Below are 14947 nucleotides of genomic sequence, written 5' to 3' on the forward strand. Positions count from 1 at the left end.
CTATTATCCTTGCATCAACTCGGTCAAAATCTTTTGAGCCGCTGTCGATATGATAGTTCCGGGACCAAAAATGCCTTTGACCCCGGCATCGTATAAATACTGATAATCGCCCGCTGGAATGACACCACCAGCAATGACCATAATGTCATCGCGGCCAATTTTTTTGAGTTCGTCAATTAGTTGCGGAACCAGCGTTTTATGACCCGCAGCCAGACTCGATACGCCCACAATGTGTACGTCGTTTTCGGCCGCTTGCCGGGCTACTTCTGCCGGCGTCTGGAACAAGGGTCCCATATCCACATCGAAACCAAGGTCGGCGAAACTCGTCGCAATAATTTTTGCGCCCCGGTCATGGCCGTCCTGTCCCATCTTAGCCACCAGAATACGTGGTCGACGACCATCGAGTTCAGCAAACTGATCGCTCATCTCACGGGCTAAACGAAAGTTCTCATCGTCCGAGACTTCAGCTGAATAGATGCCTGATACTGCCCGGATGGTGGCCTTATGGCGGCCAAATGCTTTTTCCATAGCGTCGGAGATTTCGCCAAGGGTAGCGCGGTGGCGTGCCGCTTCCACAGCAAGCGTTAAAAGGTTCTGGGATGGAGATGGTGTTAAGGCTGCTTCTGTAAGGGCAGCTAGTGCCTGGTCAACCTTCGCCTGATTCCGGTTTTTTTTTACATCCTTCAGCCGGTTTAACTGACTTTCGCGTACGGCCTGGTTATCAATGTCAAGCAGTTCTATAACGGTTTCTGATGCGGGTTTGTATCGATTTACGCCCACGATCACGTCCTTACCCGAGTCGATACGGGCCTGTTTGCGGGCGGCTGCTTCTTCGATACGAAGCTTGGGAAGGCCGGTTTCGATGGCCTTTGTCATACCTCCTAACTCTTCTACTTCTTCAAGCAACGCCCAGGCTTTCTCAACTAGCTCTTTGGTTAAAAACTCGACATAGTACGATCCGCCCCAGGGGTCGACGGCGCGGGTAATGTCGGTCTCGTGCTGTAAGTAAAGCTGAGTATTTCGGGCAATACGGGCCGAAAAGTCGGTTGGCAGGGCAATGGCTTCGTCCAGCGAATTGGTATGCAGACTTTGTGTGCCGCCCAACACAGCCGCTAGGGCCTCAATCGTGGTGCGGGCTACATTATTGAACGGGTCCTGTTCGGTCAGGCTATAACCGGATGTCTGACAGTGCGTACGCAAGGCTAACGATTTGGCGTTCTTCGGGTCAAACTGCTTTACAATTTTAGCCCACAGGAGTCGGCCTGCCCGGAGTTTAGCAATCTCCATAAAGTGGTTCATGCCAATACCCCAGAAAAACGAAAGGCGTGGGGCAAAGGCGTCGATGCTCATGCCCGCCCGGAGGCCTGTCCGGATGTATTCGAGTCCGTCGGCCAGGGTGTATGCCAGTTCAAGATGCGCCGGGGCTCCGGCTTCGTGCATGTGATAGCCGCTGATACTGATCGAGTTGAATTTAGGCATGTGCTGGGCAGTATACGAGAAAATGTCGCCCACAATGCGCATGGATGGTTCTGGCGGATAGATGTACGTATTCCGAACCATGAACTCCTTCAAAATGTCGTTTTGTATTGTGCCCGACAACTTCTCGGGAGGAACGCCCTGTTCTTCGGCAGCCACGATAAAAAAGGCCATAATCGGTAGCACAGCCCCGTTCATGGTCATCGACACCGACATCTGGTCGAGGGGAATCTGGTCGAAAAGAATTTTCATGTCCTCAACCGAATCAATGGCTACTCCGGCCTTTCCTACGTCGCCGACAACGCGCGGGTGGTCGGAGTCATAGCCCCGGTGTGTGGCCAGATCGAAGGCCACCGATAATCCTTTTTGACCGCCCGCCAGGTTGCGCCGGTAAAACGCGTTCGATTCTTCGGCGGTTGAAAAGCCTGCGTACTGACGAATGGTCCACGGTTGCCGAACATACATGCTGGCATAAGGTCCCCGCAGAAAGGGCGGAATTCCGGCCGCGTAATTCAGGTGATCGGTTGTCGCTACGTCCGCAACCGTAAAACGGGGTTTTAGCTTAACGCCTTCAGCTGTCGGGAAGGGGGCAACCGCTGTAGCCTGAGATGGTGTCATCGGTTCATTAGCCGTTGTTGACGTATTCGGTACAGTTGCGAAAGAAGGTCTCATACGTGTTGTTACTAAGTCAGGTCTACTCAAAGTCTTCAGCCAGCCGTCGTTCAGGCAGTAGGCCTGTAACACGTTCGGGGGCGGTATAGAGTTGGATGTTGGGTTCATCGAAGCGAAACTTCGTGACACCTACCAAAACCTTTCCATTGCGGACAGCCTGGACCTTTGCCTGATAAGCCTGCTCAATTTCTGTCTGAACAAATCCATTGGCCAGGGCCTTGGCAAATCCGCCCTGCTTTTCAACCGTAAGAAATAAGGTCCAGGCGGCTTCTACCAACGAATGAGTCAATAGTTCACTATAATAGGACCCGGCAGCAGGATCAGCAACCTTGTCTAAATAACTTTCCTGTTTAAGCAGAATGGATACGTTCCGGGCAATACGGGCCGAAAAGTCTGTTGCTGACGTAGAGCGATCTGCCGATGTAGGCGTGCCCAACACCGTATCGAATGGATGAACCGTCAGAGCATCACAACCACCTATCACAGCCGCCATGGCTTCGGTCGTTGCCCGGAGTAGGTTTGTGTTAGGCGTTGCTTTAGCATCATAGAAGATGGACGTTTGGCTGTGGATGAAGAGCGGTGGGAGAGGAGCTGATGAATATGCCGACGTAAACCGGGCGAATAATACCCGAAGCGCTCTAAGTTTGGCAATTTCCATAAAATAACTCGTTCCTACGGATACCGAAAGCATCGTTTTGGGAACAAGTTGCTCGAGAGTGAGTCCACTATCGGTAAGTTGATCGTATGCATCGGCCAGAGAAGCCAGTGTAAACGCCAGTTCCTGTGTGGCGGTGGCACCAGCATTATGAAAGGTATGGCTATTCACGCATACTGTGCGGAACTGGGGTGAATCGGCCGTTAAGCGAGTGACTTCGGCCGTTGAGTCGCCAGCATCGAGCAGCAAACCACCTTTGAGGTTGTAAGGCGCAACGATTTTTAAGGCCTTGATTAGATCGTGAGCATGACCGGAAGCGAGCCGGAAAAAGACGGGCGTATCGCTCAGCTTAATGCCACTCAGCAGTCGGGATAAGGAGTCATTCAGGTTGTTAGCCGCAATCGGGAGATTGAGGACAAGGGCGTCGGCACCTCGGGCAAGAGCATCCCGCAGGATGACATTGTCTGATTTTTCGTCGGTTATTTTGTGTTCCGGAGCGTTCAGCCAGCCAGGGCTTTGTTTTTGGGCTGCCTGAATGGTTGTCAACTGTGACGGAGCAAGTGGACCTTCAGCTAGGTCGCTGGTCGTATAATAAGGTTCTATGGTAAAGCCTTCTTCGGTATGCCAGCGTAAGCGTTCATACTCATTATCGCCACGTTGGGCGGCCTTTGACTCGTTCAGAACCTGGGTTAACCAGGCTGATTTACCTGTGGCAGGGAACAGCGATAGAAAAAAAGGAACCATCAGATTCATTAGGACTTAAGGACGGGTAAAAGTAATCTTTTTATTTAAGCGAGGTAAGAACAAGGATGCAACGGCTTATTTAACCCCCTAATTGCATTATTCAAAGGGATTGCGGCAGGCCCTTGACCTTCCGGCCGAATCCCTTAATTTTAGCTTACTGTTAACCCATAGGAGATAAATTCGTCTAAAAAACGTGCCTTGCCCTGCGCGGTAGGTTAGATATTTTCATACATTTGTCTCCCTTTTTTGACACCACCAACGTAACTTAAACGTATACTCGTGAATCTAACTCCTCAGACAGGCATGCAGCGCGAAATAACGACGGTGTGGAATCGCTGTCTGAGTGTGATCCGGGAGATTGTACCTGAGCAAAGTTTTAATACGTGGTTCGAACCCATCGTTCCGCTCAAACTGAACGGCAATGTGCTGACTATTCAGGTGCCGAGCGAGTTTTTCTACGAATGGCTTGAGGAGAATTTTGTTCATGCGCTGCGCAAAGCCCTCGATACGGCCATAGGACGCAATGGACAGTTAGAATACTCGATCATTGTCGACAAGGGAAACGAGCAAAATCGCCCCTTGACGGTGAATGTGCCGACAACCAAATCGACGCACACGTCGAAGCCCGATAATGTCAATCCTGACATTCTGAAAAGCCCGTTCCAACTCAAAGATCTGGATTCGCTTACCCTCGACTCCTACCTGAATCCAAGTTATACGTTCGATAACTACGTAGAAGGCGACTGCAATCGGCTGGCCCGTTCGGCGGGCTATGCCGTGGCCGAACGGCCGGGCGTAACCTCTTTTAACCCGCTCATGATTTATGGGGGTGTTGGTTTGGGCAAAACGCACCTGGTGCAGGCCATTGGTAACTTTATCAAGAATAACAACCAGACTAAGTTTGTGCTGTACGTTACGTCGGAGAAATTTACCAATCAATTTTTGAACGCGGTTCGTTCGGATGGCATTCGCGACTTCACCGCATTTTATATGCAGGTGGATGTGCTGGTGATCGATGACGTGCAGTTCCTGCAGAAAAAGGAAAAAACGCAGGAAATTTTCTTCCATATTTTCAATCACCTGCACCAGTCGGGCAAGCAAATCATCATGACCTCCGACCGGGCGCCGAGAGCCCTGGATGGCCTGGAAGATCGTCTGCTGTCGCGCTTCAAATGGGGTTTGTCGGCCGATTTACAAACGCCTGACCTCGAAACACGTATTGCCATTATCCAGAAAAAACTTCAGGCTGAAGGCATATACATTGACGATGCCGTAATTGAATACCTGGCTCATAGTGTCAATACAAACGTTCGGGAATTAGAGGGCGTTATTGTGTCGCTGATGGCCCAGGCTTCTCTCAACCGCCGGGAAATTGACCTCGAATTAGCCAAGCAGACCCTACGCAATATCGTTGTTGACTCCGAGCGGGAAGTAACCATCGATACGGTTCAGGAAGCCGTAGCCAATTACTTCAACGTCACCATTGCCGACCTGAAAGCGAAAAGCCGTAAGCGTGAACTAGTACATCCCCGGCAGGTGGCCATGTATCTGGCTAAAGAAAAAACCGACCTTTCGTTGAAATCCATCGGCTATCACTTTGGTGGCCGTGACCATAGTACGGTGATTCATGCCGTGCAAACCATCAGCGATCTGGTAGCTAAACATGCTGAAACCCGCGATATAATCGAGAAGCTGAAAGCGATGTTTAAGTAAATTTGGTTATCTCTAACGACGGCCCGGTGACAAAGGGGCAATCAGGCCATCATACAAACGTTAACGCGCCATCAAATTAACGACTCGGCCTGGAATGCCTGCGTTGCCAATTCTCCGCAAGGCATTCTGTACGGATACAGCTGGTATCTGGATACTGTGCTGCCGGCCCCATCGTGGAAATGGATAGGTCTTGTTATCGCTGATGACGCCGGTAATTACCTGGCGGTGATGCCGATTCCTCTGCGGCAAAAACGGATGTTGGGCATACCCTATAGCTGGGTCGTTCATCAGCCGTTTTTCTGCCAGTTTGTTAGCGTCTTTAGCTCCGACCAAACGCTTGATCCGACCCCTTTCATGCAGTTCATGCCGCAACATTTTCGCTATGGATCAACATTCCGTATCCGTCAGTTGCCGGATGGGCCATTTTCGTTCGGTAGGGTCGAAACCAGGAGTACGCAGGTTCTGAACTTGTCCGTAGGGTATGATGTATTGTATCAGCGCTACAGTCGCGACAGGAAGCAAAACCTAAAGCGGGCGCTGTCTGCCAACTGGAGCATCCTTGCGTCTACCGACCCTGAGCCACTGATAACGCTTTTTTGCAAAAATCACACGGCTGGGATTGATGGAGGAGTGGCCGATTGGGCGTATGCTATTCTCAGGAATCTGGTCGCCGAACTGAGCAAGCGTAAGTTGATGACCCTACGCTATGCCTGTCGGGACGGGCGTATGGAGGCAGGGGCCCTGTTTGTATCCGAGGGGAATCGAGTCATTTACCTGTTCAATGCCGCGTCGGAAGCCGGGCGTCGGGGAAACGCACGAACACTATTGGTTGATCAGATGATTCGGGAAAAAGCTGGAATGAAGTTGTTATTTGATTTCGAAAGCCCAGAGAAATTGTCCATTCGAGAGTTCTATAAGAGCTTCGGAGCGAGTGATGAGCCGTTTTATGACCTGCGCTGGAGTCGGCTAAAGGCCGTCGAGAAGATTGCCAGAACCGTAGTGAACCGTTTGAATTCGTAAACAAAAAGGCGAGCTACCGTTCTGAACGGTAGCTCGCCTTTTTGTTTCTCTGTTTAATAATATTTTATTGGTTGTTTCAGGCCAGCATCGCGTTTAAGATCCATCTCCATGGAGCCAACAAAAAAGTCAACCTCAACCTTAATAGGCACTTTGTTGGCATCATCGGAGACGAAAATCCGGATAGATTCTTCCTCTTTAATAAGTTTGTTCTGGGGCAACACCGGGTTCAGCTTGATCACATTCACCTTGCCCCGTTTCGTTTTTACCACATCCTTGCCCCGATAACGAATCTTCATGTTGTAGATGGTATCGTCGTAAAAAGCCGGAACCTCAATGACCTGCCCACTGGCTAGTTTGCTGAAATCAATGGTGCGTAAGAAGTAGTACCCGCTAATGAGATCGTGTACATTATCGGGCACTTTAAACACATCTTTCTCCGTACGCTCTTCGGCTTTTACGGTATTCGCTTCGTGGTTGAACGTAATGTTTTCTTCCTTACGGTAGCTATTTTCCTGAAGATTGGTGTAAAACTTCTGCGGCAGAATTGCCGATGTATCGATGTAGGACCGCCACGTATCACGAATGCGCGTTACGAGGTCAAAAGCCCCCAGTGTGCGGGCATCGACATTAACCCGGTAGCAGGGGCGCTCGTTTACTTTGTAGAGCGACGGGCTGACATCGACCACCGCTTCGGCTGCGTTCAAAAAGCCATAGTGGACCCGGTATTCAAGATGTTCACCTGGCCCGAAGCTGGTATTTGTAACCCGCCTGTAGGCGTTCATGGCGACAAAAGCTGTGCTCAGAATGGATAAGATGCCAATGCCAATTAATAACTTCTTCATACGAACAACTGCCCGCACGCTGGGCTTCGTTTAGAACGATGGATAGGTTTGCTTGAGGTAGGTTAAATACCGCTTGAAATTTCCCCCAAACCGGCTGTCAAATTCCTGCCGAAAACGATTCTGCTGTTTTCGATAGGTAAGGTAACCAATGAAATACGCATTATTCGGTAGGTTTAGTTTTCCGAGTGACCGCTTTTTTATTGATCGTACACCTTTCGTACTTCGTTGATCGTTGATCGTATCGGACGACACAACGATTTGCCGGATGGTTTGCCACTTCAACGAATCTTTGACCACCGTTTGGGTGCTGGGTTTAAACGTTCGATACAAACTATCAAGCACTCGGGTGCCCTTCAGAATATGTTCATCGTACCGCTCATAGAACACTTTCGTCGCCAGATAATCCCGGTATGGTATCGAATTCATACCATACTTTTGAGCCAGAAACCGGAGCGCCCCATATTCACCCACAAAATCAGCCAGGTTTTCGTTGTATTCTAAGCTGTTCTTCACAAACAATGTACCGTGAGTCAGCTCATGAATGATTAACTCAGCCAGGCTTCCTTCGGGCCGATCCAAAAAACTGGACAGAATTGGATCATTCAAAAATCCCAGAGTCGACCAGGCTGATACTTCGCCAATACGTGTATCCAAACCTTCCCGTTTCAACTCAGCCTGGGCCGAATCGGCACGGTCTTTTTCAAAAAAACCTTTGTATGAAAAAGTACCAATGATTGGGAAATGCCACTGCCTGGCCACGAGTTGATATGGTTGTGCGGCCGTGACGACCCATAAAATTGGCTTTCCCTGCTGATCGTAAATTGACTCGTAACTGCCCGACTGATCCAAACCGAGCGAATCTAAAGCAAAACGCTTTATTTCCTGGATTAGTTCTATTTTTTTCTTTAATGAGTCTGGGTAGGCCGGATCTGCCAGCACTGCGCTAACGGGTTTTGTGTTCCACAAAATCCGTACCTGGCCCTTTGCCTGCATCCATCCATAACTGACCAACTCCCATTGCCAGACAACTAAGCCGATCAGAACCCCTATGAGAACAAGAGCAATTTTTTTGACCATTGGTTGGAAATATTCAACACAAAAGTAGGGAACTGTTGGGCAAATAGACTAGGCTTCATAGCGGTAAACCACGAGCGGCTTACTTCTGCCAGTCCCACAAAACGACCACCCAAGTCTCGCCAATAGCCGGATCGTAGAACGAGTGCAGCTCCTGAAAGCCCACGCGTGTATGAGCACGCAGCGAGCGGCTATTGTTGGCCGAAATATCCGTTATCAATAGCCTGAATCGGTCGCCATAAACCTCCTGATGGTGCCTAAACATCCGGTCAAACACCTGCTGTCCCCGGTATCCATCGGCTACACAAACCTGCCCCATCACGTAATAGGCATAGCTTGACAGAGGCTTGTCCGCATAGCTAAGTGAATCTATCAATGCGAAAAGAGGCAATAGCTCCGGTACATCGGCACCAAACTCGGGCAGCATTGTCAGGGCGTAGCCTACCACCCGGTCATCCTCTTTGGCAATAATGCTTGGGGCGGCCTGATTCATGCGGGTCAGAACGGCCGGGTCGTGCTCAACCGTGACAAAGCCCTGATTGAGCTGCACGTCAACAGAAACATTTTTACGAAGATTGGCTTGTTGCAGGGCAAGAATTCCCTGTACATCAGCTTCAGACTGAACGGTGGTAATCGTCATACGATAGTAGTACGCTCCGCTTTTGACAGAAAGGCCGCGTCGACTTCTGCTCCGATACCCGGTGCGTCGGGCAGTTCGATTTGGTACCCCTGATAGGTAATGCCTCCATAAACCGGGTCTTCGGCATGCTCAAAACAGCCATCCAGATCGCAGAAGCGTATGTTTTGCCGGGAAGCCGCAAAATGGGCGTTCGCCGTAAGGGCTAATCGCGACTCCGACATACAACCGATCATGCAGGGAATGCCAGCGGCTTCGGCAATGGCGTTGATCTTGAGGGCGTCAAAAATACCACCACTTTTAGAGAGCTTGATGTTGAAGTAATCGACGGCTTCCTCGCGCACTAATCGAATGGCATCCGTAGCGTCGAACAGGCTCTCATCGGCCATAATGGGCACGGTCGCGTTCCGGCGAATCTGGCGTAAACCTGCAATATCATGCCGTTTGATGGGCTGCTCGCAATATTGTACGTTCCAATCGCCGATGGCTCGTAGTACGCCCGAAGCGGTGACAACGTCCCAGCCCTGGTTTGCGTCGGTGCGGATCGGCGTTTTATCGCCAATCGCTTTTCGAATGGCCGCTATCCGGTCGATATCGTCGTACAGATTCGTGCCCAGTTTCACCTTAATGGCTTCGGCTCCTTTTTCCTGAATCCGCAAAGCATCCTCCACCATTCGCTCGGGAGAGTTGATGTAAATGGTTTCGTCTGTGACCAGCGCGCGTTTCGCCCCACCCAGAAACTGGTAGAGCGGCATCCGGGCGGCTTTGGCGGCCAGATCGTAAAGCGCCATGTCGAAGGCGGAACGGGTAGTCGGGTGACCGGGCAGATACCGGATCAGGGCCATCAGACACCCTTCAATATCGAGTGGATCACGCCCGATCAGGAGCCGTGCCATGTCATTGGCCGCGGCCAGGGAGGATGCCTGAGTTTCACCAACGATCATCCAGAAAGGGGAGCCTTCTCCCCAGCCCGTAATGCTTTCATCGGTTTGAATTTCGACCAGGATATTCCGGGCGTTGTCAATCGTTCCGAGCGAGATAGAAATGGGTGCCTTGAGCGGAATGTCGTAGCGGTAAAGGGTGACTTGCGTGATTTTCATTGGATTGTACCCGGCAGTATCCTGCTGTCGGTGGCTTATTAACCCCGACAGCAGGATACTGCCGGGTATACAACTATTCCGGGAACTGACTCTTGTCCAGACCTGGGATTAATCGGAGTGCATTTTTGTAGTACACTTTTTTCAGGATTGGGTCGGGTAAACCCATACCATACATCCGCCAGAAGGCGTGGTATTTTTTGTGGTAGGGGAAGTACTCGTCGTCGGTTTCGAGCACGCGGAAGTAGGTAGCGTATTCAGAGGGTACCCAGCTGTCTTTACCGAATAGAATCCGGTCCTGGTACTTCTCAAAAAACTTGCGGCTGGCTCTTGGCTGACGGCCTAGTTCGGCAATAACCGCCCCGATTTCTACATTCATGTTCGGGAAAACAGTCATCAGGCTGTCGAGCTTGATCAAGTCGTTAGGATACCAACCCATGTGGGCGGCAATAAATGTCGTTTTGGGATGCTTGCGGAATACGTTATGCTGCTCGGCGATGAGTTGCTCCCAGGGAACCGGATCATTGGCGGCCCGTTTGCGACCACCATGTAATTTGAGTTCGAGCCAGCGTTCGTTGTAGCGGTCCATAGGGTCCCAGAATGACTTAGGGTCAGCCGTGTGAATCAGGACCGGAACCCCCAGTTCGCCACATTTTGCCCAGATGGGGTCCAGACGTGGATCATCGACTCGAATGCGCTGCCCCGATTCATCTTTGGTATTAAGGCCCAGATTTTTAAAAATCTTTAGTCCCCGCGCTCCTTTTTTTACATCTTCCTCCAGCAACTTAACCGCATCTTCCGTCCAGCCTTTCCGACCAACCTCATCGAAATTGAGATTGGTAAATAAGGCCAGTCGCTTCGGGGCCGACTTGGCTGCATTGGCCAAAGATTTATCGAAAAACTGCGTGCCTTCCTGAACACTTCCCCAGCCACGACCGCTCAAATTGACCATAATGCCCATATTCAGGCTATCCATTTGAGCAAGCAGGCCCGTTAAATTCGCCTTGTCCATATCCCACTGGTGATTATGAACGTCGATAAATGGATACTTGGAACGGGTCAATTTGTGTTCCGGCACCTTGAGCGTCGAAACGGGATCATATTCTTCAAAACCCAATGGTTCGGGCGGCTGATTTGACTTGGTGGATTGACCACAGGCCACTATACCTGGTAACAGCAATGCGAAAACATAAGCCAGATGCTTCACGGGTTGTTCTTTGTCATGCTGACGAAGGAAGCATCTTCGCTAACAGCAGGTTTAGTTGAGACCAACAAAAATGTCTTGTGCGAAGATGCTTCCTTCGTCAGCATGACAAGTTAACGGTAAATCAGCGCTACACAATGCGCTGCGATGCCTTCGCCCCGCCCCACAAAGCCAATGTGCTCGGAGGTTGTGGCTTTAAGGGAGATATCCTCTTCTGGAATGGCCATCACTTCGGCCAGGCAGGTTTTCATCGCGGGTATGTGCGGATTGAGCTTAGGCTCCTGCAACACCACCGTTACGTCTACATTCGAGATTTCGTAGCCTGCCCCCCGCACCATGCGGAGCACTTCGGCCAGAAGTAGCTTGCTGTCGACGCCTTTCCAGCGCGGATCTTTGTCTGAAAAGTGATAGCCAATGTTGCGCATGTTGGCAGCTCCCAGCAGCGCATCGCACAGCACATGGCAGACCACATCGGCGTCGGAGTGACCAACCGGCCCGAATGTACTTGGAATTTGAATACCACCCAGCCAGAACGCTCGCCCTTCTTCAAGGCGGTGAACATCATAACCTTGTCCAACTCGTATTTTCATGCGGTAAATCCATTTTCACGAAGGTAAGCGTCAACCTGATGGAGAAATTCGGAGGCATGATTCACGGCTGCACTGGCGTCCTCAATGGAAATGTCGAAATCAATTTCGTAATCTCCACCCTGCCGTAAATTGAATAACTCCGAAATAATTACGCTGAACGATTCGGCAAACAATCCTGTCTTTATAAACTGTTTTCTAAACTCCGTATGGGCACCTGTGTGCGTTTTAGGAGTGCTATCACTGGTAGCCTGTAAGAGAGCCATAATGCTATGAAACAAAGAGTAATAAGCTCGGTTACAGGTTCCATCAGGAAAGTTGGCTTTAAGAAGAACTTGTGCTTCTTCCAGGTCTTCTCCCGCTTTCTGTAAGTAAGCGCTAACTCTTTTCAAGTCGCTCATGCGCAGATGCCTTCTTGTTGGATTGATTCGTAAAGAGGTATATGTCCTGATAAGTAATTGGACAGGCTTGTCGGAAAAACAGATACCTCTACATCATATTGTAAGGCCAAAGCCCCAATGCTGGGGGCCATCATTCTAACTTCCTTTCCGGCCTTAACCTGCTCATCTCGCAATAAGACCAGATAGTCCACATCTGATTCGGCATGGAAATCACCTCTTGCATACGAACCATATAAGATGACCCGGTCAAGGCGCTCACCATATAGCTCGGTGAGCGCCTGCTTTACTTCCTGTGATAAAGCCTGAAGTTGATCACCGGAAAGGGCTTTAGGCTGGTAGGTCGTTTGCATAAGGGGTATAGGTTAATCCGTCTGCCGGTAGTACAGGGTCGAGCAGTTGTCTTTCCGCAATACCTGCCGGGCCATTGTCTGAATACCGGCGGGAGTAACGGCCTGAATCTGGGCGGCTTCCTGATTAACCAGGTCCGGGTTACCTGCATTGGCCGCGTACGCGAGGTTCATGGCCCGGTTCAATAATTCAACTTCTGAGAATGCCAGTGTGGCTTCCGCCTGATTTTTTACTTTCGCCAGTTCTTCGTCAGGTACAGTCTGGTCAATGAATTCCTGGACAATCGACTCCACGGCGGCATCGGCTTCTTCCAGCGAAATACCCTTATTCAGATTTCCCTGAACCACCAGCAAGCCAGGGTCGATGGACGCGGTAATGTAGGCGTTTACGCTACTGAACAACGGATTTGTGCGCAGCAGTTGCTGATAAAGACGGGACGATTTGCTGCGTCCCAACATGTCGCCCAGCAGATCAGTGGTCTGGAAGTTAGCGTCGAAACGACCCGGCATGTGATAAGCTTTGTACAGGCTGTCCAACGGTACTTTTGCCGACGTTTCAATCTTTCTGGCCTGGGTCTGCTTCGGTTCGGTTGGGAGCTGGCGCACGTAGGGGGCACCCGCCTGAATCGGGGCGAACCACTTGGCGCACAATTGCTTCACCTGCTCAACGGTGACGTTGCCCGCCACCACCAGAATCGCATTGTTGGGCAGATAGTATTTAAAGAAAAACGACCTTACATCCTCCAGTGTCGCATTTTCGATGTGGCTAATGTCTTTGCCAATCGTTGCCCAGCGGTACGGATGTTGCTGGTAGGCCAGGGGGCGAAGCTTAAGCCAGACATCGCCGTAGGGCTGATTCAGATAGCGTTGTTTAAACTCTTCAATGACCACTTTTTGCTGGACATCCAGCACCTGTGGATCGAACGAGAGGCTCAGCATCCGGTCCGATTCCAGCCAGAAAGCCGTCTCCAGGTTAGCCGCCGGAAGAGTAATGTAATAGTTGGTAATGTCGGGGCTGGTAAAGGCGTTGTTTTCGCCACCAACCTTTTGCAGCGGTTCGTCGTAACTGGCAATATGTTGCGATCCGCCAAACATCAAATGCTCAAACAAGTGAGCAAAGCCCGTTTTGGTTGGATCTTCATCGCGCGAACCAACATTGTACAGAATATTAACAGCGGCCATCGGTGTCGATGCGTCTTCGTGGACGAATACCTGTAAGCCGTTGTCTAAGACAAATTTTTCGTAAGCAATCATGGAAAAAGCAGTTGCGTATAGCCTTCATACTATACTACGCATTGAACAAAAGTAAGGTTCTGGTCGTATAGAATCAAACGATGTAATTTCGACGACTACTTTGTCCATTCTCAAAAATACGTTTCTGGTTTTAAGCTGCCTGTTTTTGCCGCTCCTGGCTCCGGGGCAGGTACTCACAGACCCCACTGTTCAACAAACCGTTCTGACAACCCTGGACGATATTTACAATCTGGAATTCTCTGATGCCGACACTCAGATACGGCAACTTCAGGCGCAATATCCGCAGCACCCAATTGGCCCCATTTTGCGGGCCACTCAACTGGAGCTTCAATATTTGCCTTTACACGAAAATAAGGCCGCGACGGCGCAGTTTGTGCAGGCCGTAGATCAGGGGCTCGCGCTGGCCAAAAAGATGCTTGAAAAAAAAGAAGATGACCCGGAAGCGGTGTTTTTTGCGTTGACAGCCCATAGTTATCTGGCCTCGCTCTACAACAACAAAGGCGAGTCTTTAAAAGCCGTTGGTGAGTCGAAAAAGGCCTACAATTACCTGCGGGATGGCTTCGTGCTGATGGGGAAGAATCCCGATTTTTATTTCACAACTGGCCTATACAATTACTACATCGAACGCTATCCGATGGACCACTCGATTGTGAAGCCGTTCATGCTTTTTTTTGAAGATGGCGACATGCCGAAGGGGCTGAAACAAATGGACACTGCGACTAAAAAAGGACTTTTCATGCGGCCCGTCGCCAATTACTACCTGGCGCATATTCTACTGAAGCACGAGATGGACCCAGTCAAAGCCGTTGTTTATGCGAAATACCTGGCGGATAAATACCCGAGAAATCCACTTTTCGGCATGACCTGTGCCGAAGCGCTCCTGTTGGCGGGCCGCTATGCCGAAGCCCGGCCCTATGTGCAACGGTTGAAGCAGATGCCAAATAAACTGGTGCCAATGGCCGTTCACACCTTTACGGGAATGCTGGCTGAGTATGCCGACAAAGATGATAAGGAAGCGGCAGAAGCCTACCAAACCGCCCTTCGATTACCCTTCAATGACCCCTATACAAAAGAATATCACGCCTTTGCCTATGCAGGTCTGGCGCGTATTGCCGCCCGCGCCAATGACCCCAATCGGGCAAGGATAAATTACAGAAAAGCCCTCGCCGTAGGCCAATATAAATCACTGATCCGCGAAGCAAAAGGGTTTAAGTGATGTATGAT

Annotated in this window: 14 protein-coding genes; 3 read left to right on the forward strand and 11 right to left on the reverse strand. The window is 50.4% G+C overall.

Going from position 1 to position 14947, the window contains the following annotated elements; translation table 11 throughout:
• Positions 1 to 3: 3 nt before the first annotated feature.
• Both scpA and SD10_RS03620 read right to left on the reverse strand, forming a co-directional pair.
• Positions 4 to 2148 (reverse strand): methylmalonyl-CoA mutase, encoded by a 2145-nt coding sequence (scpA, locus tag SD10_RS03615; protein ID WP_046375725.1) that lies wholly within the window; start codon positions 2146 to 2148, stop codon positions 4 to 6.
• Between the two features lie 22 nt (positions 2149 to 2170).
• Positions 2171 to 3556: a methylmalonyl-CoA mutase family protein gene (locus tag SD10_RS03620; RefSeq protein ID WP_227699131.1), complete on the reverse strand. Its 1386-nt coding sequence runs from the start codon at positions 3554 to 3556 to the stop codon at positions 2171 to 2173.
• Between the two features lie 294 nt (positions 3557 to 3850).
• On the opposite strand from SD10_RS03620, the gene dnaA reads away from it, so the two are divergent.
• Together dnaA and SD10_RS03630 are read left to right on the forward strand one after the other, a co-directional pair.
• Positions 3851 to 5260, forward strand: a complete 1410-nt coding sequence (dnaA, locus tag SD10_RS03625; RefSeq protein ID WP_046375726.1) for a chromosomal replication initiator protein DnaA — start codon at positions 3851 to 3853, stop codon at positions 5258 to 5260.
• A 156-nt stretch (positions 5261 to 5416) separates the two neighbouring features.
• Complete coding sequence (locus SD10_RS03630; RefSeq protein ID WP_227699133.1) at positions 5417 to 6280, forward strand: GNAT family N-acetyltransferase; 864 nt, start codon at positions 5417 to 5419, stop codon at positions 6278 to 6280.
• Between the two features lie 53 nt (positions 6281 to 6333).
• Here the strand turns inward: SD10_RS03630 and SD10_RS03635 are convergent, their stop codons facing one another.
• From SD10_RS03635 to SD10_RS03675, 9 genes are all read right to left on the reverse strand, one after another.
• Positions 6334 to 7122, reverse strand: a complete 789-nt coding sequence (locus SD10_RS03635; RefSeq protein ID WP_046375728.1) for a DUF3108 domain-containing protein — start codon at positions 7120 to 7122, stop codon at positions 6334 to 6336.
• Positions 7123 to 7152: 30 nt separating this feature from the next.
• On the reverse strand, positions 7153 to 8199 hold the full coding sequence (locus SD10_RS03640) for an aminopeptidase (protein WP_046375729.1): 1047 nt from the start codon (positions 8197 to 8199) through the stop codon (positions 7153 to 7155).
• Positions 8200 to 8278: 79 nt separating this feature from the next.
• Positions 8279 to 8836, reverse strand: coding sequence for a GNAT family N-acetyltransferase (locus SD10_RS03645; protein WP_046375730.1), 558 nt, complete (start codon positions 8834 to 8836; stop codon positions 8279 to 8281).
• On the reverse strand, positions 8833 to 9933 hold the full coding sequence (locus SD10_RS03650; protein ID WP_046375731.1) for a mandelate racemase/muconate lactonizing enzyme family protein: 1101 nt from the start codon (positions 9931 to 9933) through the stop codon (positions 8833 to 8835). Before SD10_RS03650 ends, SD10_RS03645 begins: the two co-directional genes overlap by 4 nt.
• 73 nt (positions 9934 to 10006) lie before the next feature.
• Entirely contained in the window at positions 10007 to 11137 is a 1131-nt protein-coding gene (locus SD10_RS03655; RefSeq protein WP_082111506.1) for an amidohydrolase family protein, read from the reverse strand.
• 110 nt (positions 11138 to 11247) lie between these two features.
• On the reverse strand, positions 11248 to 11724 hold the full coding sequence (ispF, locus tag SD10_RS03660) for a 2-C-methyl-D-erythritol 2,4-cyclodiphosphate synthase (RefSeq protein WP_046375733.1): 477 nt from the start codon (positions 11722 to 11724) through the stop codon (positions 11248 to 11250).
• Positions 11721 to 12122 (reverse strand): HEPN domain-containing protein, encoded by a 402-nt coding sequence (locus tag SD10_RS03665; protein WP_046375734.1) that lies wholly within the window; start codon positions 12120 to 12122, stop codon positions 11721 to 11723. Before SD10_RS03665 ends, ispF begins: the two co-directional genes overlap by 4 nt.
• A complete protein-coding gene (locus SD10_RS03670) occupies positions 12119 to 12472 on the reverse strand; it encodes a nucleotidyltransferase domain-containing protein (protein WP_046375735.1) in 354 nt (117 codons plus the stop codon). The genes SD10_RS03665 and SD10_RS03670 overlap by 4 nt, the downstream gene beginning before the upstream one ends.
• 12 nt (positions 12473 to 12484) lie before the next feature.
• On the reverse strand, positions 12485 to 13723 hold the full coding sequence (locus SD10_RS03675; RefSeq protein WP_046375736.1) for a M16 family metallopeptidase: 1239 nt from the start codon (positions 13721 to 13723) through the stop codon (positions 12485 to 12487).
• A 100-nt stretch (positions 13724 to 13823) separates the two neighbouring features.
• On the opposite strand from SD10_RS03675, the gene SD10_RS03680 reads away from it, so the two are divergent.
• On the forward strand, positions 13824 to 14939 hold the full coding sequence (locus tag SD10_RS03680; protein WP_052731060.1) for a tetratricopeptide repeat protein: 1116 nt from the start codon (positions 13824 to 13826) through the stop codon (positions 14937 to 14939).
• Positions 14940 to 14947 lie beyond the last annotated feature (8 nt).

The organism is Spirosoma radiotolerans, assembly GCF_000974425.1.
GTDB lineage: Bacteria > Bacteroidota > Bacteroidia > Cytophagales > Spirosomataceae > Spirosoma > Spirosoma radiotolerans.

Bases quoted from the DNA above. Each gene is read 5' to 3' on its own strand.
- scpA (WP_046375725.1), bottom strand. From the start codon at position 2,148: ATGAGACCTTCTTTCGCAACTGTACCGAATACGTCAACAACGGCTAAT.
- SD10_RS03620 (WP_227699131.1), bottom strand. From the start codon at position 3,556: ATGAATCTGATGGTTCCTTTTTTTCTATCGCTGTTCCCTGCCACAGGT.
- dnaA (WP_046375726.1), top strand. From the start codon at position 3,851: ATGCAGCGCGAAATAACGACGGTGTGGAATCGCTGTCTGAGTGTGATC.
- SD10_RS03635 (WP_046375728.1), bottom strand. From the start codon at position 7,122: ATGAAGAAGTTATTAATTGGCATTGGCATCTTATCCATTCTGAGCACA.
- SD10_RS03640 (WP_046375729.1), bottom strand. From the start codon at position 8,199: ATGGTCAAAAAAATTGCTCTTGTTCTCATAGGGGTTCTGATCGGCTTA.
- SD10_RS03645 (WP_046375730.1), bottom strand. From the start codon at position 8,836: ATGACGATTACCACCGTTCAGTCTGAAGCTGATGTACAGGGAATTCTT.
- SD10_RS03650 (WP_046375731.1), bottom strand. From the start codon at position 9,933: ATGAAAATCACGCAAGTCACCCTTTACCGCTACGACATTCCGCTCAAG.
- ispF (WP_046375733.1), bottom strand. From the start codon at position 11,724: ATGAAAATACGAGTTGGACAAGGTTATGATGTTCACCGCCTTGAAGAA.
- SD10_RS03665 (WP_046375734.1), bottom strand. From the start codon at position 12,122: ATGAGCGACTTGAAAAGAGTTAGCGCTTACTTACAGAAAGCGGGAGAA.
- SD10_RS03670 (WP_046375735.1), bottom strand. From the start codon at position 12,472: ATGCAAACGACCTACCAGCCTAAAGCCCTTTCCGGTGATCAACTTCAG.
- SD10_RS03675 (WP_046375736.1), bottom strand. From the start codon at position 13,723: ATGATTGCTTACGAAAAATTTGTCTTAGACAACGGCTTACAGGTATTC.